Genomic DNA, 19220 nt, shown 5'->3' on the forward strand with positions numbered 1-19220 from the left:
AAAAAGCAAAAAGCCCGCTTAAGTTTCCTTAAGCGGGCTTCTTAAATATGGCTCCTCTGACTGGACTCGAACCAGTGACATACGGATTAACAGTCCGCCGTTCTACCGACTGAACTACAGAGGAATCGTGTGAACGGGGCGAATATTAGCGATGCCACCTGGCGATGTCAAAGGCAGAATGCAGTTTTTGCATCGTTTGCCGATTTATTCCCCAGTTTGCACATTCGCTATCCGTTCCTCGGGGATTACCGCCGCATTTTCACGCGCGGGTCGCGGATATTTCCACAGCCAGCGTCCGCTGACCATGCGCCAGTAGAACAACGCGCCGCGTACCGCCCAGTCGAGGAACATCCCCAGCCAGACACCCACCACGCCCATACCCAGCATGATCCCCAGGGTATAACCGGCCACCACGCGACAGCCCCACATCCCGAGCATAGAGACCCACATGGCAAAGCGGGCATCGCGCGCGCCTTTCAGCCCGGCAGGCAGCACCCAGGACGCCGCCCAGATCGGCATAAAGGCGGCGTTAAGCCAGATGAGGATCACCACCACGTCCTTAACGTCCTGCTCATGGGTATAGAACGACGCCAGCAGGCTGGCGAACGGCGCAGTGCCCCAGGCAATGGCGGTAAGCCCGATCGTCGAGAGCCAGAAGACGTGGCGCAACTGGCGCTCCGCCTGGCCGATCTGCCCTTTCCCGAGCCGTTTACCGGTGATGATGGTGGAAGCGGAACCCAGGGCGTTACCCGGCAGGTTGATCAATGCGGCGATGGAAAAGGCGATAAAGTTACCGGCGATGACGTCGGTCCCCATCCCGGCCACAAACATCTGGGTCAACAGTTTGCCGCCGTTGAACAGCACCGACTCAATACTGGCGGGCACGCCGATGCCCATCACTTCCCAGATAATGGCGAAATTGAGCGGCTTGAAATAGCTTTTGAGGCTGATACGCAGCGCCGGATTAAAACCAACCGCCAGCACCACAATAATCGCGATGGCACCGATATAGCGGGAGATCGTCAGCCCCAGACCGGCCCCGACAAACCCGAGCCCGTCCCAGGAGAAAATCCCGTAGATCAGCACGCTGCTGATCATGATGTTGAGGATGTTCATCCCGCCGTTAATCAGCAGCGGAATTTTGGTATTCCCTGCCCCACGCAGCGCCCCGCTGCCAATCAGCGCAATGGCCGCTGCCGGGTAGCTGAGCACTGTCATTTCAAGATACGACAGCGCCAGGGCTTTCACCTCGCCGGTGGCCTCACCGGCAACCACATTGATGATCTCTTCGCCGAAATAGTGGATCACCGCCGCCAGCACAATGGAGAACAGGGTCATGATCACCAGCGACTGTCTGGCAGCCGCCCGGGCCCGGCGCGGATCGCGCTTACCGAGGCTAAATGCCACCACCACCGTGGTACCCAGATCGATGGCCGCAAAGAAGGAGATGATGACCATATTGAAACTGTCGGCCAGCCCCACGCCCGCCATCGCCTCTTTACCGAGCCAGCTCACCAGGAAGGTGCTGAGCACGCCCATCAGCAGAACGCAGGTATTTTCCAGAAAAATAGGCACGGCCAGGGGGGTGATTTCGCGCCAGAAGAGAACTTTGTAGCTCTTACGTTTGCTATACCAGCGCGTGCGCATCACGGCCTGGCGTAAAGCGGAGGTGACGTTCAAAATGGACCTTAGAGAGAGAGTTGAAACTACATTTCAAATAATGAGGGAGAAATGCAGATCCTGCAAAGTATTTCCCACAAAAATATGTTGGTAATTACGACAAACTGATGACAGAATCGGCAGTTGAACAATCCTGGCTAAGATCAGGTTTGACAAAAGTTTTTTCGCCGCTAAGATAACGCTCCACAACGATTCCTCTGTAGTTCAGTCGGTAGAACGGCGGACTGTTAATCCGTATGTCACTGGTTCGAGTCCAGTCAGAGGAGCCACATTTAAGAAGCCTGCTTTCGAGCAGGCTTTTTGCTTTTCCGGGGCGGGTAAACGGCGGCCAAAAAAAAGCCCCCCGACAGGTCGGAGGGCTTAGTCTGTTCAGCGGCGATTATTCGCCTTTGACTTCAGCGTGCTTCATCTCGCCCATCACTTTCAGCTTTTTCGAGATTTCACGACGTTCTTTAGAGATCTCAGCGTTTTTGATGATGTAATCATCTACGCGGTCTTCGTAGTCGCTTTTCATGCTGGCAATGATGCCCTGGATTGCTTCAACGCTCATGCCTGGTTTGATGTAATCGCTCAGGTTGTCCAGCAGCAGAACTCGCTTCTGGTTGTCACGGATCTTCTTCTCAACGTCCTGGATTTCACGTTGCAGTTTGTTCTTGCGGCGGAACAGGCGGACGAATTCCAGAACATCCTGGAACGAAGGCTTAGTAGTTTCCATTTTTACACCCCTGATAATGTGAGATTCGGATTCGTTTAAACAACCGCTATGGCATTAACTTACTGATAGCGATTGCTGATGACAATAATTTTTCCTTTGTCCCTATCATAACCTCAATTTCTGCTGAATCGAAGCAGCAGACAACGCAACCGCGCATAGCCGCTTTTTATTTGCGCAGTGCCCGGCAGATAAGATGTGACAGTAATTCCAGCTGGCGGGCAAGTTCCATGCTCAACCATACATAGCCGTGAATGGGCGTTTCCGCCACGTTTTCACTGCGGTGATCGTTCATCAGCTGACGCAGCTCGGCAACAATTTCATTCAGCCGCTCGGTGTTGGCCAGTATGGGCTGCGGATTGCCTTCGTAAAGCGCATGGGCGATGGTGAGCAGCGTTTGCTGAGTCATCTGCTGCGTCTCTTTGAGCGTCCTGGCATTGAGCATCACAAAATGGCTGGCCCGGGAGGACCAGTGCGCGTTGATCTGCAGTTCGAGCATGCAGACCAGGTTGCGGCTGACGGTCTGGATCGCCTCGAAGATGGCTCGCTGAATATGGGTCTCTTTGCTGGCCGGGGTAATCAGGCCACGCATTTTTACCACGTCGTTGAGGATGGTCTGCAGGTGCTTTTCCAGCCGCGGACGCTCAACCAGGTTGGGTGAAAACCCCGCCTGGTAGACCCGGTTAAAGGCGGTAACGTAGTTCGCCATCTGGATACGCCAGTGTAAAAACGCCCGCTGCGGCCAGATGCCGGTAAACAGCATCGCCAGCAGGGAACCGAGGATAACGTCGCCGCTTCGCCACAGCGCAGTCTGCATGTCCCCGGTCGGCGCGCCAATAACCACCGCGAGGGTGATGCCGATAAGCAGCGCCTGATAGGGTCGTTTACCGAGCGCCAGCCAGCCGCAGAGGAACATGGCCGCCGCGCACCACAGCAGCATCAGCGGCAGAGAGATAAGCTCCAGCTTCAGGGCAATTAACCCCAGCGCCGAGCCCAGAATGGTGCCGCCAATACGCTCGTACGCGCGCGGAACCACGTTCCCCCAGAAAGAGATGGGCCCCATGATGACCACCAGGGTGATGAGCGGCCATGTTCCTTCTGGCACGTCCAGCAGACGCACCAGTAAAAAGGTGAGGATAAACGCCAGTGCGATACGGCAGCCGTGTACGGTGCGGTAATGACGATACAGTCGAATTTCAAAAGGTGTCAGAGACTTGTCGGGGCGCACAGGCTCTCCAGCTTTACGGCAAACCCTGATTGTACTGTGTTTTCTGCCGGAGTTGTGCCCCCCGGCAGAAAAACCCTGGAAAGAGTAAGAATTAGTGGCCTCTTACGCGATACGGTTCTGAACAGGAATAAACATCTCAATATCCCAGAAACCGTCGGCGTTGCCGTCATTCAGATAGCGTTCAAAGCAGGCTTTTGGCGCGATCTGGTAATCGACATCTTCAAGCAGGCTATCGAAAAACAGGTTCCACGGGGTGGCGAAATCGTGGTTCTCGACGCGGGCTTTCGCCACCGCGTAGTCGCCCTCTGCCACTTCGGTGAGGATCACCCCTTCGCTGTTAGGTGGGATAACAAAATCGTCCGGCACGGTGACAACCGTGTCGCAGCGCAGCTTTTCAGCAGGAACTTCATCGGGATTATCGTAGTAAACCGCCACCCACTCCAGGGGTTGGATCTGACGCCCTTCCACCCACATCATCAGTTGCTCAAAACCCTGCTTAACGGTTTGTTCCCATGGGCCAACCATATGAAAACCGGCAATTTTGCGTTTATTCTGGTGCGTGATGCTGTAGTCCATGCTGCCTCCGATTGTTTACTGTATATATATACACTGTAATGCAGAGAAAAGCGGTTTAACAATGATGAACTGTTTATTATGCGAGCAGGCTCGCACAGTCGCCAGCCTGCTCCTTCATACGTTATGCTTTATGATGCAGATAATCGCTCAGACGCGAGAACATCCCGCCTTTACCGACGCTTTCCAGCGTCACCAGCGGCCAGTGGGCCACGACTTTATCGCGATCGTATAGCTCGATCTCCCCTACACGCTGATGGGCGGCAACCGGCGCTTCCAGCTCTTTCTTGTCCAGCACGTACTTGGCCTTAATGTTCGGCACCTCCGCCTTCGGCAGCGCCAGCCAGAAGTCCTGATCGGTGCCGAGCGAAATACGCTCCTTATCGCCGTACCAGATGCGCTCGTTGCCCACCTGCTTGCCGTTACGCAGGATTTGCACGGTATCGAAATTCTGCTGTCCCCAGTGGAGAAGTTTGCGCGCCTGATCCTCGCGACCTTTCGGGCTTTCGGCTCCCATCACGACGGCAATCAGACGGCGCTCACCGTCAACGGCGGAGGCGATCAGGTTAAAGCCGGCGCCGGAGGTGTGCCCGGTTTTCAGGCCATCCACGCTGAGCGATTTATCCCACAGCAGGCCGTTACGGTTCTGCTGGGTGATGCCGTTCCAGGTCAGGCTCTTTTCGCTGTACATGTGATAAAACGCCGGCTCGCCGTGGATGATGGCACGGGAGAGCACCGCCAGGTCGAAGGCGGAGCTGTGCTGGCCCGGCGCATCGAGACCGTGGACCGTTTCAAAATGGGTATCGCGCAGATTCAGCTTTTTGACGTAATCATTCATCATCGTAACGAACTGCGGCTGCCCGCCCGCCACATAGTCGGCCAGCGCCACGCAGGCGTCGTTGCCGGAGTCAACAATCAGGCCGCGGCTAAGGTCGCGCACGGAAACGCGCTCGCCTGCTTTCAGGAACATCAGCGAGGAGCCGTCAAAGACCGGATTGCCCTTTGCCCAGGCGTCCTGCCCCACGGTGACCATGTCTTCCGGCGTGATACGGTGGCTGTCGATAGCGCGATCGACCACATACCCCGTCATCAGCTTGGTCAGGCTCGCAGGATTGCGCTGCTGGTGTTCATTGCCCGCCGTTAAAATTTGCCCCGTCGTATAGTCCATCAGCACCCAGGATCCCGCCTGGATAGCCGGCGGCTGCGGCGCATAGTTAATTGGGTCGGCAGCCAGCGCGGATGAAATGCTCAAAGTGAGTAAAGAAACAGCAATAAACAGACGGCGTTTCAACGGTGTATCCTCAGGTCGTTTAAAATCGTTGACCTTTTTACGGAACTTTTCAGGTTGATTCCTGGATTAATTGCAAAAAAATGTGACAGTACGCATAGTTTTCCCGGACGATGCTTCGCAAATTTGCACGGTTACAGCGCATTTCCTTCGGCGTGCCAGCCCGGATGGTTTACCATAGTGAGGTCACTCATAAACAGGATGGTATTACTGGTGTCTGACTCCGCCGCGCGCCCTACATTTTTATTTCACGATTACGAGACCTTTGGCACCAGCCCGTCGCTGGATCGCCCCGCTCAGTTTGCCGCTATCCGCACCGATGAAGATTTCAACGTTATCGGCGAGCCGGAGGTGTTTTACTGCAAACCGGCCGATGACTATTTACCCCAGCCCGGCGCGGTGATGGTGACCGGCATCACGCCGCAGGAAGCCCGCGAGAAAGGGGTGAATGAGGCAGAGTTCGCCCGTCGTATTCACGACCTGTTCACCGTGCCCAACACCTGCGTGGTGGGCTACAACAACGTGCGCTTCGATGACGAAGTGACCCGCCATATCTTCTACCGTAACTTCTACGATCCCTATGCCTGGAGCTGGCAAAACCGTAATTCACGCTGGGATCTGCTCGACGTAATGCGCGCCTGCTACGCCCTGCGCCCGGAGGGGATCAACTGGCCTGAGAACGACGACGGACTGCCCAGCTTCCGCCTGGAGCATCTGACCCGCGCGAACGGCATTGAACACAGCAACGCCCACGACGCCATGGCGGATGTGTATGCCACCATTGCGATGGCGAAGCTGGTGAAGACCCGGCAGCCGAAGCTGTTCGAGTACCTGCTCAGCCATCGCAGCAAGCAAAAATTAACCACCCTGATTGACGTACCGCAGATGAAGCCGCTGATGCATATCTCCGGCATGTTTGGTGCCTGGCGCGGCAATACCAGCTGGGTCGCCCCTCTGGCCTGGCATCCGGAAAACCGCAACGCGGTGATTATGGTGGATCTGGCGGGTGATATCACCCCACTGCTGACCCTCGACAGCGACCAGCTTCGTGAGCGGCTGTACACGCCGAAAGAGGCGCTGGGCGAGGATGCCGCCGTGCCGGTGAAGCTGGTGCACATCAACAAGTGTCCGGTGCTGGCCCCTGCCAACACCCTGCGCCCGGAAGATGCTGAGAGGCTGGGAATCGACAGGCAGCGCTGCCTGGCTAACCTGAAGTTGCTGCGGGATAACCCGCAGGTGCGCGAAAAAGCGGTGGCGATTTTTGCCGAAGCGGAGCCGTTCATCCCCTCAGAGAACGTCGATGCCCAGCTCTATAACGGCTTTTTCAGCGATGCGGACCGCAATGCCATGAACATCGTGTTAAAGACCGATCCCCGCAACCTGCCCGCGCTGGATATCACCTTTGTGGATGAGCGCATCAGGAAGCTGATGTTTAACTACCGCGCCCGTAATTTCCCCGGCACGCTGGATGAGGCCGAGCAGGAGCGCTGGTTACAGCATCGCCGCAACGTCTTTACGCCGGAGTATTTGCAGACTTACGCGCAAGAGCTGGAGATGCTCTACGGTGAGTATGAAGGCAACGCCGAGAAGCAGGCGCTGTTGAAGGCGCTGTATCAGTATGTGCAGGAAATTGTGTAAGTTCAGGGCATAAAAAAACCGGAGGCGATGTTCTCCGGTTTTTTTTGCTTTGCCCGGCGGCGCTACGCTTGCCGGGCTCAGGATTTGTTATGCAACGTCTTCGTACTGAGGAACCGGGTTGCGGAAGCTTTTGGTCACGCAGGCCAGGTAAATCAGGCCGATACCACCCCAGATCAGACCCAGAACCATGGAGCTCTCTTCCAGGTTGACCCACAGTGCGCCAACGGTCAGCGCGCCACAGACTGGCAGTACCAGATAGTTGAAGTGGTCTTTCAGCGTTTTGTTGCGCTTCTCACGGATCCAGAACTGAGAGATCACGGAGAGGTTAACAAAGGTAAAGGCAACCAGCGCGCCGAAGTTAATCAGGGCAGTCGCGGTAACCAGGTCGAAGTTGATTGCCAGCAGCGCAATTGCACCGACCAGCAGCACGTTCCATGCCGGGGTACGCCATTTCGGATGAACATAACCGAAGAAGCGAGTCGGGAACACGCCATCGCGACCCATTACGTACATCAGACGAGAAACGCCTGCGTGCGCCGCCATACCGGATGCCAGAACGGTAACGCTGGAGAAGATCAGCACGCCCCACTGGAAGGTTTTACCGGCAACATACAGCATGATTTCTGGCTGTGACGCGTCCGGATCTTTGAAGCGAGAGATATCCGGGAAGTACAGCTGCAGGAAGTAAGACGCGCCAATAAAGATCACGCCGCCCAGCAGCGCCGTCAGGAAGATGGCACGCGGGATCACACGCTCTGCGTCTTTGGTCTCTTCAGACAGAGAAGAGATACCGTCGAAGCCCAGGAACGAGAAGCACAGGATTGTCGCACCGGTGATCATCGGCACAACGTGCGCGCCTTCAGACCAGAACGGACGTGAGCTTACCAGCGTACCTGCACCTTCACCGTGGGAAACCCCGTAGATGATCAGACCGACAATCACCGCCACGATACCCATCTGCAGGATAACGATCAGGGTGTTGAAGTTAGCAACGGTCTTGATGCTGCGCAGGTTAGAGATGGTCATAAAGGCCACCAGCGCCACAACGAAGATCCACGACGGTACGGAAGGCACCAGCGCTTCGAAGTAAATTTTTGCCAGCAGAATGTTGATCATCGGCATGAACAGGTAGTCCAGCAGGGATGACCAGCCCACCATAAAGCCAACGGCCGGGCTAATGGATTTCTGAGCATAGGTGTACGCAGAGCCTGCGGACGGGAAGCGGCGAACCAGCTTGCCGTAGCTCAGCGCAGTAAAGAGAATCGCGACCAGCGCAAAGGCATACGCCGTTGCAACGTGACCGTCAGTGAGGCCTGATACAATACCGAATGTATCAAACAGCGTCATCGGCTGCATATAGGCAAGGCCCATCATAACAACCGGAATCAACGTAAGCGTTTTACGTAATTCCACGCGAGAGGTTTTTGGAGTTGCGTTATGCGACATAGTTATTCTCCTTTACGGTGAATACCGCCACGTAAGCGAATGATTGCCCCATTTCTTTCTTCCTCAGCGACAACAACTGTCGGATTTTAGTAAATATCTATCCGGTACGAAGCCCGGCCTCTTGGATTTAAATGATTTTCTTACATGCAAAAAAAAATAACCGACGCCTTTTATATCGTCGATTATTTATATGTTTGCAGCGGCGCATTTTGCCCTGGTTTGGGACGAAAAGGCAAGAGTGCATAGGCCCCGTGCAACAAAAAATTCATACTAATCGCTTGATTTATCGGCTTCGCTTTGCCCATAAACCGCAGCAATAGCACTATTTGCTAAAATTTCCTGCCGCCACCATGCACTCGCCAGCCCAGCGGTCTGCTCATTCCAGCCGATCCATACGGAATCATAGCTGGATTGCGTCATCACCTGCTTCTCAATTAACGCCCCGCTCTCAATAAAGCGCTGAGCTAAATAACGGGGCAGATAACCGCAGCCCAGGCCGCTTATTTGCAGTTCCAGTTTGGTTTTAAAATCGAAGACGGTGATGGCTTCCTGATCGTCAAGCAGCTGTGATGAGGCTGTGAGTGAGTTATCGCCCACCACAATGGCGCGGTAGCTTTTAATGACCCGACGGTTAACCGGCTCCGGCTCCTGGGCCAGAGGATGGTGCGGCGCGATGACGAATACCTGTTCCAGTTGTCCAAGACAGGCAAAACCAAAATCGCTGATCCGGGGCGGCTCATGTAACGCGCCAACGACGATATCCGCCCGCCCCTGCACCAGCGCTTCCCACGATCCCGCCAGCACGCCGTTGATAAACTTAAGCCGGGTGACGCTGTGATGCTGATAGAAGGCTTCAATTAACGGCGCCAGCAGTGAAAAAGGGAAAGTGTCGTCTACGCCGATAATCAGCTCGTTTTCCCAGCCCTGATGCAGCTTAACGGCCTGTTTTTCCAGCTCACGCACGGAATGCAGCACTTCCCGTCCTTTTTCCAGCAGCATCTGTCCGGTGCGGGTAAACCGCGCCCGATGGCCGGTACGGTCGAGGATCTGAATATTGAGGTCGCTTTCGAGCTTATGGACGGTGTAGCTGAGGGCGGAGGGCGTTTTGAAGAGCTTCGCCGACGCCGCAGCAAAGCTCCCCTCTTTTTCCAGTGCATCAAGGATTATAAGGACATCCAGCAGCGGTTTCATGCTCACCCCCTTGTGGTGCGCCTACGCTCCGCCAGCGGCATTACTCCATTGGCATAACCAGCGGATCGGGAAAGAGATACTCAAATCCCAGTTCATGACAGATGCGGTTCCCATCAATCAATTTGCCCTTCCCCTCTCCGGGGGCATCGTGGAAGTGGGGTGGCTCCAGACCAAGCTGACGGGCCATCACCGGATAGAATGTACTGCGTGTTGGATGAGAGGGCGCACATATATTATAGATGTGCCCGCCCTTTGGAGCCTGCAATAGCAGAGTAATCGCGTTAATTACATCCTCCAGATGGACCAGATTGACGCCATGCTGTCCATCAGGCGCTGATTTTCCGGCAAAAAAACGTCCCGGATGACGGCCCGGGCCTACCAGCCCTGCCAGACGTAATATATCCACCTGTGTGCCGGGTAAATTATGCAGCCAGTCCTCCAGCTCTTTTAAAACACGCCCGCTGGCCGTTACCGGCTGGCGCGGCATATTCTCTTTGACGGCGCCTTCGACATCGCCATATACCGAGGTTGAGCTGGTGAAAATAATGCGCGGAATATGATGGGCCAGGGCGCTGTCGACAATTTCCTGCACGGCCTGCAGGTAATAGTTTTCCCCCGGACCTGTGCGACGCGCCGGTAAGGTAATGACCAGCGCATCGACATTCATCAGGGCATCCAGGTCATCGGCGTCGCACACCAGTTCCGGCTCCAGGCGCAACTCCACGCTCTCAATGCCGCACATTCGCGCCGCTTCGACGCCATCTGCGGTGGTTTTACTGCCGGTAACGTGCCAGCCCCGCGCCTGTAACGACATGGCCAGCGGCATTCCAAGCCATCCCAGACCGACAATTGCGACCTTTTTCATGCGTTTTCTCCTGACTTTTACGCCTCTGCTGTAAGGCTACGCCAGCCACGCGGAACTGACAATTGATAGCGCCAATATGAAATCATTTAATGATAAAAAAAAGCCCTTGCTTTATGTAGCGCAAGTGGTTTAGGTTAAACGACATCACATGAATAAGCATTCATCGAGAATTTTATGACACGCGTTCAATTTAAACACCACCATCATCACCATCATCCTGACTAGTCTTTCAGGCGATGTGTGCTGGAAGACATTCAGATCTTCCAGTGGTGCATGAGCGCAAGAAAAAGCCCCCGGAAGATCATCTTCCGGGGGCTTTTTTTTGGACCGTATTCAGGCAAGTTACAACAGGATCATGAGGAACCGACAATGTTAGATAATTCACGTTTACGCATAGCTATGCAGAAATCAGGTCGTCTTAGCGACGATTCCCGCGAACTGCTGGCGCGCTGCGGCATAAAAATCAACCTGCACACCCAGCGCCTGATTGCGCTGGCAGAGAATATGCCGATTGATATTCTGCGCGTGCGTGACGACGACATTCCGGGCCTGGTCATGGACGGCGTGGTGGATCTGGGCATCATCGGCGAAAACGTGCTGGAAGAAGAGCTCCTGACCCGCCGCGCGCAGGGCGAAGACCCGCGTTACTTCACGCTGCGTCGTCTGGACTTTGGCGGCTGCCGCCTGTCGCTGGCCACCCCGGCTGACGAAGCCTGGGACGGCCCGGCCGGGCTGAACGGTAAGCGTATCGCCACCTCCTACCCTCACCTGCTGAAGCGTTACCTCGATCAAAAAGGCGTGCAGTTTAAATCCTGCCTGCTGAATGGTTCTGTTGAAGTCGCGCCGCGTGCCGGTCTGGCTGACGCGATTTGCGATCTGGTCTCCACCGGCGCAACGCTGGAAGCTAACGGCCTGCGCGAAGTGGAAGTGATTTACCGCTCCAAGGCCTGCCTGATCCAGCGCGACGGCGACATGCCGGAAGCCAAACAGCAGCTGATTGACCGCCTGCTGACCCGTATCCAGGGCGTGATTCAGGCGCGCGAATCCAAGTACATCATGATGCACGCGCCAACCGAACGTCTGGATGAAGTGATTGCCCTGCTGCCGGGCGCCGAACGCCCAACCATTCTGCCGCTGGCAGGGGATCAGCAGCGTGTGGCGATGCATATGGTCAGCAGCGAAACCCTGTTCTGGGAAACCATGGAAAAACTGAAAGCGCTGGGCGCCAGCTCTATCCTGGTGCTGCCGATCGAGAAGATGATGGAGTAATTCCACTTTTGCTGCCCGGTGGCGCTGACGCTTACCGGGCCTACGGGTCTAGTAGGCCGGATAAGCAATGCGCATCCGGTAAAAGGAAAATGATATGAGCTTTAATACCCTCATCGACTGGAACACCTGCGACGCAGAGCAACAACGCGCGCTGCTGATGCGCCCGGCTATTTCCGCCTCGGAGAGCATCACCCGCACCGTGGCGGAGATCCTGGACAATGTAAAAGCCCGCGGCGACGACGCCCTGCGGGAGTACAGCGCGAAATTCGACAAAACCGAGGTTAGCGCGCTGAAGGTGAGCGAGCAGGAGATCGCCCTGGCTGCGGCACGTCTGAGCGATGAATTAAAGCAGGCGATGGCCGTTGCGGTGCAGAACATTGATACCTTCCACACCGCCCAGCAACTGCCCGCCGTCGACGTGGAAACGCTGCCCGGCGTGCGCTGCCAGCAGGTGACCCGTCCGGTCGACTCGGTGGGCTTGTATATTCCGGGTGGCTCCGCCCCGCTCTTCTCTACCGTGCTGATGCTGGCGACGCCTGCCCGTATCGCCGGCTGTCGGAAAGTGGTGCTCTGCTCGCCGCCGCCGATTGCCGATGAGATTCTGTATGCCGCTCAGCTGTGCGGCGTGCAGGAGGTCTACAAGGTTGGCGGGGCGCAGGCCATCGCGGCGCTGGCGCTGGGTACCGAATCCGTTGCGCGCGTGGATAAAATTTTTGGCCCGGGCAACGCCTTCGTCACCGAAGCCAAGCGCCAGGTCAGCCAGCGGCTGGACGGTGCGGCCATCGACATGCCGGCCGGTCCGTCGGAAGTACTGGTCATCGCCGACAGCGGTGCAACGCCGGATTTCGTGGCCTCTGACCTGCTCTCTCAGGCCGAGCATGGCCCGGATTCACAGGTGATCCTGCTGACGCCGGATGCGGATATGGCAAAACGGGTCGGCGAAGCCGTGGAACGCCAGCTCGCGGATCTGCCCCGCGCAGAAACTGCCCGTCAGGCGCTCTCTGCCAGCCGCCTGATTGTGGCCCGGGATCTTGACCAGTGCATCGCCATTTCTAACCTGTATGGCCCGGAGCACCTGATCATTCAGACCCGCAACGCCCGTGAACTGGTCGACAGCATCACCAGCGCCGGTTCGGTATTCCTCGGCGACTGGTCCCCGGAATCCGCAGGGGATTACGCCTCCGGCACCAACCACGTGCTGCCTACTTACGGTTATACCGCGACCTGCTCCAGCCTGGGACTGGCGGATTTCCAGAAGCGCATGACCGTGCAGGAACTCTCCCGCGAGGGCTTTGCCAGCCTGGCGGCCACCATTGAAACGCTGGCCGCCGCCGAACGTCTCACCGCCCACAAAAATGCCGTGACGCTGCGCGTTGCCGCCCTGAAGGAGCAAGCATGAATATTGAAGAGTTAGCCCGCGAGAACGTTCGCGCCCTGACCCCGTATCAGTCTGCCCGCCGCCTGGGGGGCAATGGCGATGTCTGGCTGAACGCCAATGAATTTCCGACGCCTGTCGCCTTTGATCTGACCCAGCAGACGCTGAACCGCTACCCGGAGTGCCAGCCGAAAGCGGTGATCGAAAACTACGCCGCCTATGCTGGCGTGCAACCGGAGCAGGTGCTGGTAAGTCGCGGCGCAGATGAGGGTATCGAACTGCTGATCCGTGCCTTCTGCGAGCCGGGCCAGGACGCGGTGCTCTACTGCCCGCCGACCTACGGGATGTACACCGTGAGCGCCGAAACCTTCAACGTTGAGCTGCGCAAGGTGCCCTCTCTTGAAAACTGGCAGCTCGATTTGCAGGGTATCGCCGATAATCTCGACGGCGTGAAGGTGGTGTTTGTCTGCAGCCCGAACAACCCCACCGGCCAGCTGATTAACCCCCAGGACATTCGCGCCCTGCTGGAGATGACCCGCGGCAAAGCCCTGGTGGTCGCCGATGAAGCCTATATTGAGTTCTGCCCGCAGGCGACGCTGGCCGGGTGGCTGGCTGAGTATCCGCACCTGGTGATCCTGCGTACCCTGTCAAAAGCCTTTGCCCTTGCCGGGCTGCGCTGCGGCTTTACGCTGGCGAATAAAGAGGTGATCGATCTGCTGATGAAGGTGATTGCGCCCTATCCGCTCTCGACCCCGGTGGCGGATATCGCTGCTCAGGCCCTTGCGCCAGCGGGAATTACCGCCATGCGCGCTCGGGTGGCGCAGATCGTTGCCGAGCGCGAGTATCTCGTCAGCGCGCTGAAAAACATCGCCTGCGTTGAGCAGGTTTTCGAGTCAGAAACCAACTATATTCTGGCGCGCTTCACCGCCTCGAGTGCAGTATTTAAATCTTTGTGGGATCAGGGCATTATCCTTAGAGACCAGAACAAACAACCCTCTTTGAGTGGCTGCTTACGTATCTCCGTGGGCACCCGGGAAGAAAGCCAGCGCGTTATCGACGCCCTGAATGCGGAGAAAGTATGAGCCAGAAGTACCTCTTTATCGATCGTGACGGCACCATCATTTCAGAACCACCCACGGACTTTCAGGTCGATCGTTTCGACAAGCTGGCGTTTGAAGCCGACGTTATTCCTGTGCTGCTTAAGCTGCAGAAGGCCGGTTTTAAGCTGGTGATGATCACCAATCAGGACGGTCTGGGCACCGACAGCTTCCCTCAGGCCGATTTTGACGGTCCGCACGATCTGATGATGCAGATCCTCTCTTCTCAGGGCGTGGCGTTTGATGAAGTGCTGATCTGCCCGCACTTACCCGCAGACAACTGCGACTGCCGTAAGCCGAAGGTGAAGCTGGTTGAGCAGTACCTCGCCGAAGCGGCGCTGGATAAAGCCAACAGCTACGTGATTGGCGATCGCGCCACCGACATTGAACTCGCCACGAACATGGGCATCGCGGGCCTGCGCTACAACCGCGATACCCTCAACTGGGCGATGATTGGCGAGCAGCTGACCAGACGCGACCGTTTCTCCCACGTTGAGCGCAACACCAAAGAGACGCAGATTGACGTGAAGGTGTGGCTGGATCGCGAAGGCGGCAGCAAGATCCACACCGGCGTCGGCTTCTTCGATCATATGCTGGATCAGATCGCCACCCACGGCGGATTCCGCATGGAGATCGGCGTAAAAGGCGATCTCTACATTGACGATCACCACACCGTGGAAGATACCGGCCTGGCGCTGGGCGAAGCGCTGAAGCTGGCGCTGGGCGACAAGCGCGGGATCAACCGCTTTGGCTTTGTGCTGCCGATGGACGAGTGCCTGGCCCGCTGCGCGCTGGATATCTCTGGCCGTCCGCACCTCGAATACAAAGCCGACTTTACCTACCAGCGCGTGGGCGACCTCAGCACCGAGATGGTTGAGCACTTCTTCCGCTCCCTCTCCTATACCATGGGCCTGACGCTGCACCTGAAAACCAAAGGCAAGAACGATCACCACCGCGTGGAGAGCCTGTTTAAGGCCTTTGGCCGCACCCTGCGCCAGGCCATTCGCGTGGAAGGCGATACCCTGCCGTCGTCGAAAGGAGTGCTGTAATGAACGTGGTGATCCTCGATACCGGCTGCGCCAACCTTAACTCTGTAAAATCCGCCATCGCCCGTCACGGCTACGACCCGCTGGTCAGCCGCGATCCGGATGTGGTCCTGCGCGCCAGCAAACTCTTTTTACCGGGCGTCGGTACGGCGCAGGCGGCGATGGATCAGATCCACCAGCGTGAGCTGGTCGAACTGATTAAAGCCTGTACCCAGCCGGTGCTGGGGATTTGTCTGGGGATGCAGCTGCTGGGCCGTCGCAGTGAAGAGTCTAACGGCGTGGATCTGCTGGGCATTATCGATGAAGACGTGCCAAAGATGACCGATCACGGTTTGCCGCTGCCGCACATGGGCTGGAACCGCGTCTATCCGAAGGCGGGTGATCGCCTGTTCCGCGGGATCGAGGACGGGGCGTACTTCTATTTCGTGCACAGCTATGCGATGCCGGTTAACGCCCACACCATCGCCCAGTGCCACTACGGTGAACCTTTCACCGCCGCAGTGCAGAAAGATAACTTCTACGGCGTGCAGTTCCACCCGGAGCGTTCCGGTGCCGCAGGGGCGCAGCTGCTGAAAAACTTCCTGGAGATGTAATGATTATTCCCGCTTTAGATTTAATTGACGGCACGGTTGTCCGTCTTCACCAGGGCGACTACGGGCAGCAACGCGACTATGGCAACGATCCGCTGCCACGGCTGCAGGACTATGCCGCTCAGGGCGCAGAAGTGCTGCACCTGGTTGACCTGACCGGCGCGAAAGATCCTGCCAGACGGCAGATCCCATTGCTGAAAAAACTGGTCGCGGGCGTGAACGTCCCGGTCCAGGTTGGCGGCGGCGTGCGTACAGAAGAGGACGTGGCGGCGCTGCTCGACGCGGGCGTGGCGCGCGTGGTGGTAGGCTCTACGGCAGTAAAAGATCCGGAGACGGTAAAAGGCTGGTTCAGACGCTTCGGTGCCGACGCGCTGGTGCTGGCGCTGGACGTGCGTATCGATGACCAGGGACAAAAACAGGTTGCGGTCAGCGGCTGGCAGGAGAACTCCGGCGTGACGCTGGAAGCGCTGGTGGATCTCTATCTGCCGGAGGGGCTGAAGCATGTCCTCTGCACCGATATATCCCGTGACGGCACGCTGGCGGGCTCTAACGTGTCGCTGTACGAAGAGGTTTGCGCCCGTTATCCGCAGGTGGCGTTCCAGTCCTCAGGCGGCATTGGTGATTTAAATGATATCGCGGCCCTGCGTGGTACGGGCGTTCGTGGGGTTATCGTTGGTCGCGCCCTGCTGGAAGAAAAATTTACTGTGACGGAGGCGATTCAATGCTGGCAAAACGGATAATTCCTTGTCTCGACGTGCGTGATGGTCAGGTCGTGAAAGGCGTGCAGTTCCGCAACCACGAAATCATCGGTGATATCGTTCCCCTGGCTAAACGCTATGCGGAAGAAGGGGCTGACGAACTGGTCTTCTATGACATCACTGCCTCCAGTGATGGACGCGTGGTGGATAAAAGCTGGGTCGCGCGCGTCGCGGAAGTGATCGACATTCCTTTCTGCGTGGCGGGCGGGATTAAATCGGCGGAAGATGCGGCCAAAATTCTCTCCTTCGGCGCGGATAAGATCTCCATTAACTCCCCTGCACTGGCCGACCCCGAGCTGATCACCCGCCTGGCGGACCGCTTCGGCGTGCAGTGCATTGTGGTCGGGATCGATACCTGGTTTGACGAGGCTACCGGCAAGTATCACGTCAATCAGTATACCGGCGACGAGAGCCGCACCCGCGTGACCCAATGGGAGACGCTGGACTGGGTGCAGGAAGTGCAGAAGCGCGGTGCGGGAGAGATCGTGCTGAACATGATGAACCAGGACGGCGTGCGTAACGGCTATGACCTGGCGCAGCTGAAAAAAGTGCGCGAAGTATGCCACGTGCCGCTGATTGCCTCGGGTGGCGCAGGCACAATGGAGCACTTCCTGGAAGCCTTCCGCGATGCCGACGTTGACGGCGCTCTGGCGGCCTCGGTGTTCCACAAGCAAATTATTAATATTGGTGAGTTAAAAACGTTCCTGGCGAATCAGGGCGTGGAGATCAGGGTATGTTAACAGAGCAACAACGTGCGCAGCTGGACTGGGAAAAAACCGACGGCCTGATGCCGGTGGTGGTGCAGCACGCGGTGTCCGGTGAAGTGCTGATGCTGGGCTATATGAATCAGGACGCCCTGGCGAAGACCCTCGACAGCGGCAAAGTGACCTTCTTCTCACGCACCAAACAGCGTCTGTGGACCAAAGGCGAGACCTCCGGCCATTTTCTGAATGTGGTGAGCATCACCCCGGACTGCGATAACGATACCCTGCTGGTGCTGGTTAACCCTATCGGACCAACCTGCCATCTCGGCACCAGCAGCTGCTTTGGCGACGCCAGCCACCAGTGGCTGTTCCTGTATCAGCTGGAGCAACTGCTGGCGGAACGCAAAACCGCTGACCCGCAGAGCTCCTACACTGCGAAGCTCTATGCCAGCGGCACCAAGCGCATCGCGCAGAAGGTCGGTGAGGAAGGTGTTGAGACAGCCCTGGCCGCCACCGTGAACGACCGGGCCGAGCTGACGAATGAAGCCTCTGACCTGATGTATCACCTGCTGGTGCTGCTGCAGGATCAGGATCTCGATTTAACAACGGTGATTGAGAATCTGCGCCAACGGCATAAATAAAAAAACCGGGGAAACCCGGTTTTTTTTCAGCGGTTGAACCTGTATCAGGCTTTGGCGTTGTAGTTTCGCAGCGCGTTGCGGCCTAACACCACACCGGAGCCGATGATGCCGCCGAGCAGTACCGCGAGGATCAGCACGATTGAACGTTTCGGGCTGTCACGGCGGATCGGCAGATCTGGCTTCATCACGTAGCGATAGGCATGGATAGAGGTCGGATCGATTTTCAGCTTCTGAATATCCAGCAGCTTCTGTTTATTCTGGTAGTAGCTATCGGACAGCGTCAGAGGACGCGAAGACTCGTGGGCAATCATGGATTGCAACGCTTCGGTACCTAACAGGAACATCGTCTCCTGCGTTACATCCTGGGTCTGCTGAATTTTAGGCGTCGTAATGTTTGCCGCCTCGGCGTACTTCAGCGCTTCGGTAATCTGTCTGATACGCAGGTCTTTCTGCTCCTGAGCAATGGTCTCCTGGTTACCCAGAACGTCCTTCAGGGTCAGAACCTGCTGCTTGATGTTGTCGTTGAGATCAACTTCAAGCTCTTTTTGAATTTGCTCATCTACCTGCTGAATGTATTTCGCCACCTGCTTTTGCGCCGCTTCAGCCGAACCATTTACGTAGCTGATGCTCAACGGCAAAGGCTGGCCTTTCACTGATTGTTCAATGATCAGCTTTTCAGGAATGTCCTGGTTTTCCAGCGTCTGGGACAATGCGGAGAAAGAGGCGTTATAACGGGTAATCACGCTCTCCTGAATATCCGTTAATTTCGGCGCATTAGCACCGTAGAGAATGTTCAGCGCGTTGCTATAACCACCAATCTGGGCTGCATCGGGCTGGGTAATAATTGCGGTAGACGTCCACTTCTCTTTGGCAAAAGCCAGGTACACTCCAGCAAGAATCAGTGCGAGGGCGATAAACGCAGCAACGATCCATTTTCCCCGCCACAGCTGGACAACAAGATCAATCAAATCAATCTGCTCAGGGTCACTGCTTCGCGTGACCACGTTATTGTTGTTGTGAGTCATATAGTCCTTAGAATGCAAATAAGCGCAAAGAATAAAGTTTGAGATATAGTTTATCGATTGTTTTCGGATTATCTATAGGAATCCGATGAGCGAT

At 56.5% G+C, this 19220-nt stretch carries 20 protein-coding genes, 2 tRNA genes and 1 other annotated feature; of the genes, 11 read left to right on the top strand and 11 right to left on the bottom strand.

Annotation, left to right across the window (positions count from 1 at the left end; all coding sequences use genetic code 11):
* Positions 1-48: 48 nt before the first annotated feature.
* Positions 49-124: transfer RNA gene (locus ACOYA6_RS10405), tRNA-Asn, on the bottom strand.
* 80 nt (positions 125-204) lie between these two features.
* Entirely contained in the window at positions 205-1680 is a 1476-nt protein-coding gene (locus ACOYA6_RS10410; RefSeq protein ID WP_039030227.1) for an EmmdR/YeeO family multidrug/toxin efflux MATE transporter, read from the bottom strand.
* A 193-nt stretch (positions 1681-1873) separates the two neighbouring features.
* Between ACOYA6_RS10410 and ACOYA6_RS10415 the strand changes: the two genes are divergently transcribed.
* Positions 1874-1949, top strand: a tRNA-Asn gene (locus tag ACOYA6_RS10415).
* A 110-nt stretch (positions 1950-2059) separates the two neighbouring features.
* Here ACOYA6_RS10415 and ACOYA6_RS10420 read toward each other — a convergent pair.
* The 4 genes from ACOYA6_RS10420 to dacD all read right to left on the bottom strand — a co-directional run bounded on the left by ACOYA6_RS10420 (position 2060) and on the right by dacD (position 5484).
* Positions 2060-2395: a DUF496 family protein gene (locus tag ACOYA6_RS10420; protein WP_039030228.1), complete on the bottom strand. Its 336-nt coding sequence runs from the start codon at positions 2393-2395 to the stop codon at positions 2060-2062.
* 166 nt (positions 2396-2561) lie between these two features.
* Positions 2562-3620, bottom strand: a complete 1059-nt coding sequence (locus tag ACOYA6_RS10425) for an FUSC family protein (RefSeq protein ID WP_039030229.1) — start codon at positions 3618-3620, stop codon at positions 2562-2564.
* 102 nt (positions 3621-3722) lie between these two features.
* Complete coding sequence (gene sbmC, locus ACOYA6_RS10430) at positions 3723-4196, bottom strand: DNA gyrase inhibitor SbmC (RefSeq protein ID WP_039030230.1); 474 nt, start codon at positions 4194-4196, stop codon at positions 3723-3725.
* Between the two features lie 121 nt (positions 4197-4317).
* Complete coding sequence (gene dacD, locus ACOYA6_RS10435; protein ID WP_422654646.1) at positions 4318-5484, bottom strand: serine-type D-Ala-D-Ala carboxypeptidase DacD; 1167 nt, start codon at positions 5482-5484, stop codon at positions 4318-4320.
* A gap of 210 nt (positions 5485-5694) precedes the next feature.
* Here dacD and sbcB point away from each other — a divergent pair, with 210 nt between their 5' ends.
* Positions 5695-7119 (top strand): exodeoxyribonuclease I, encoded by a 1425-nt coding sequence (gene sbcB / locus ACOYA6_RS10440; protein WP_422654647.1) that lies wholly within the window; start codon positions 5695-5697, stop codon positions 7117-7119.
* 87 nt (positions 7120-7206) lie between these two features.
* Here the strand turns inward: sbcB and ACOYA6_RS10445 are convergent, their stop codons facing one another.
* The 4 genes from ACOYA6_RS10445 to ACOYA6_RS10460 form a co-directional block, all read right to left on the bottom strand.
* Complete coding sequence (locus ACOYA6_RS10445; RefSeq protein WP_039030232.1) at positions 7207-8565, bottom strand: APC family permease; 1359 nt, start codon at positions 8563-8565, stop codon at positions 7207-7209.
* Positions 8555-8617 (bottom strand): membrane protein YoeI, encoded by a 63-nt coding sequence (gene yoeI, locus ACOYA6_RS10450; RefSeq protein ID WP_138370007.1) that lies wholly within the window; start codon positions 8615-8617, stop codon positions 8555-8557. The genes ACOYA6_RS10445 and yoeI overlap by 11 nt, the downstream gene beginning before the upstream one ends.
* Before the next feature lie 218 nt (positions 8618-8835).
* The gene (locus tag ACOYA6_RS10455; protein WP_039030233.1) at positions 8836-9756 is read right to left on the bottom strand and encodes a LysR family transcriptional regulator; all 921 of its coding nucleotides are present in this window, start codon (positions 9754-9756) and stop codon (positions 8836-8838) included.
* 40 nt (positions 9757-9796) lie between these two features.
* Positions 9797-10621, bottom strand: a complete 825-nt coding sequence (locus ACOYA6_RS10460) for an SDR family oxidoreductase (protein WP_138369976.1) — start codon at positions 10619-10621, stop codon at positions 9797-9799.
* A 174-nt stretch (positions 10622-10795) separates the two neighbouring features.
* Here ACOYA6_RS10460 and hisL point away from each other — a divergent pair, with 174 nt between their 5' ends.
* The 9 genes from hisL (at position 10796) to hisIE (ending at position 18101) form a co-directional block, all read left to right on the top strand.
* Positions 10796-10846 carry a his operon leader peptide gene (hisL, locus tag ACOYA6_RS10465; RefSeq protein ID WP_001364200.1) on the top strand — a complete coding sequence of 17 codons (51 nt, stop codon included), beginning with the start codon at positions 10796-10798 and terminating at the stop codon, positions 10844-10846.
* Positions 10822-10945: a sequence feature (His leader region), on the top strand. (Overlaps the previous gene by 25 nt.)
* 45 nt (positions 10946-10990) lie before the next feature.
* The gene (hisG, locus tag ACOYA6_RS10470; protein WP_039030235.1) at positions 10991-11890 is read left to right on the top strand and encodes an ATP phosphoribosyltransferase; all 900 of its coding nucleotides are present in this window, start codon (positions 10991-10993) and stop codon (positions 11888-11890) included.
* 94 nt (positions 11891-11984) lie between these two features.
* A complete protein-coding gene (hisD, locus tag ACOYA6_RS10475) occupies positions 11985-13289 on the top strand; it encodes a histidinol dehydrogenase (RefSeq protein ID WP_422654648.1) in 1305 nt (434 codons plus the stop codon).
* Complete coding sequence (gene hisC / locus ACOYA6_RS10480; protein WP_422654649.1) at positions 13286-14347, top strand: histidinol-phosphate transaminase; 1062 nt, start codon at positions 13286-13288, stop codon at positions 14345-14347. Before hisD ends, hisC begins: the two co-directional genes overlap by 4 nt.
* Positions 14344-15411 carry a bifunctional histidinol-phosphatase/imidazoleglycerol-phosphate dehydratase HisB gene (gene hisB / locus ACOYA6_RS10485; RefSeq protein WP_039030238.1) on the top strand — a complete coding sequence of 356 codons (1068 nt, stop codon included), beginning with the start codon at positions 14344-14346 and terminating at the stop codon, positions 15409-15411. The genes hisC and hisB overlap by 4 nt, the downstream gene beginning before the upstream one ends.
* Positions 15411-16001, top strand: coding sequence for an imidazole glycerol phosphate synthase subunit HisH (gene hisH, locus ACOYA6_RS10490; protein WP_138369973.1), 591 nt, complete (start codon positions 15411-15413; stop codon positions 15999-16001). The genes hisB and hisH overlap by 1 nt, the downstream gene beginning before the upstream one ends.
* Positions 16001-16738, top strand: coding sequence for a 1-(5-phosphoribosyl)-5-[(5-phosphoribosylamino)methylideneamino]imidazole-4-carboxamide isomerase (hisA, locus tag ACOYA6_RS10495; RefSeq protein ID WP_138369972.1), 738 nt, complete (start codon positions 16001-16003; stop codon positions 16736-16738). The genes hisH and hisA overlap by 1 nt, the downstream gene beginning before the upstream one ends.
* Entirely contained in the window at positions 16720-17496 is a 777-nt protein-coding gene (hisF, locus tag ACOYA6_RS10500) for an imidazole glycerol phosphate synthase subunit HisF (RefSeq protein ID WP_039030241.1), read from the top strand. Before hisA ends, hisF begins: the two co-directional genes overlap by 19 nt.
* Positions 17490-18101: a bifunctional phosphoribosyl-AMP cyclohydrolase/phosphoribosyl-ATP diphosphatase HisIE gene (gene hisIE, locus ACOYA6_RS10505; protein WP_039030242.1), complete on the top strand. Its 612-nt coding sequence runs from the start codon at positions 17490-17492 to the stop codon at positions 18099-18101. Before hisF ends, hisIE begins: the two co-directional genes overlap by 7 nt.
* A 44-nt stretch (positions 18102-18145) precedes the next feature.
* Here hisIE and wzzB read toward each other — a convergent pair whose 3' ends face one another.
* Positions 18146-19126, bottom strand: coding sequence for an LPS O-antigen chain length determinant protein WzzB (gene wzzB / locus ACOYA6_RS10510; RefSeq protein ID WP_138369971.1), 981 nt, complete (start codon positions 19124-19126; stop codon positions 18146-18148).
* Between the last annotated feature and the right edge of the window lie 94 nt (positions 19127-19220).

Origin of the sequence: Leclercia barmai (genome assembly GCF_049312895.1) — a bacterium.
Lineage (GTDB): Bacteria > Pseudomonadota > Gammaproteobacteria > Enterobacterales > Enterobacteriaceae > Enterobacter > Enterobacter barmai.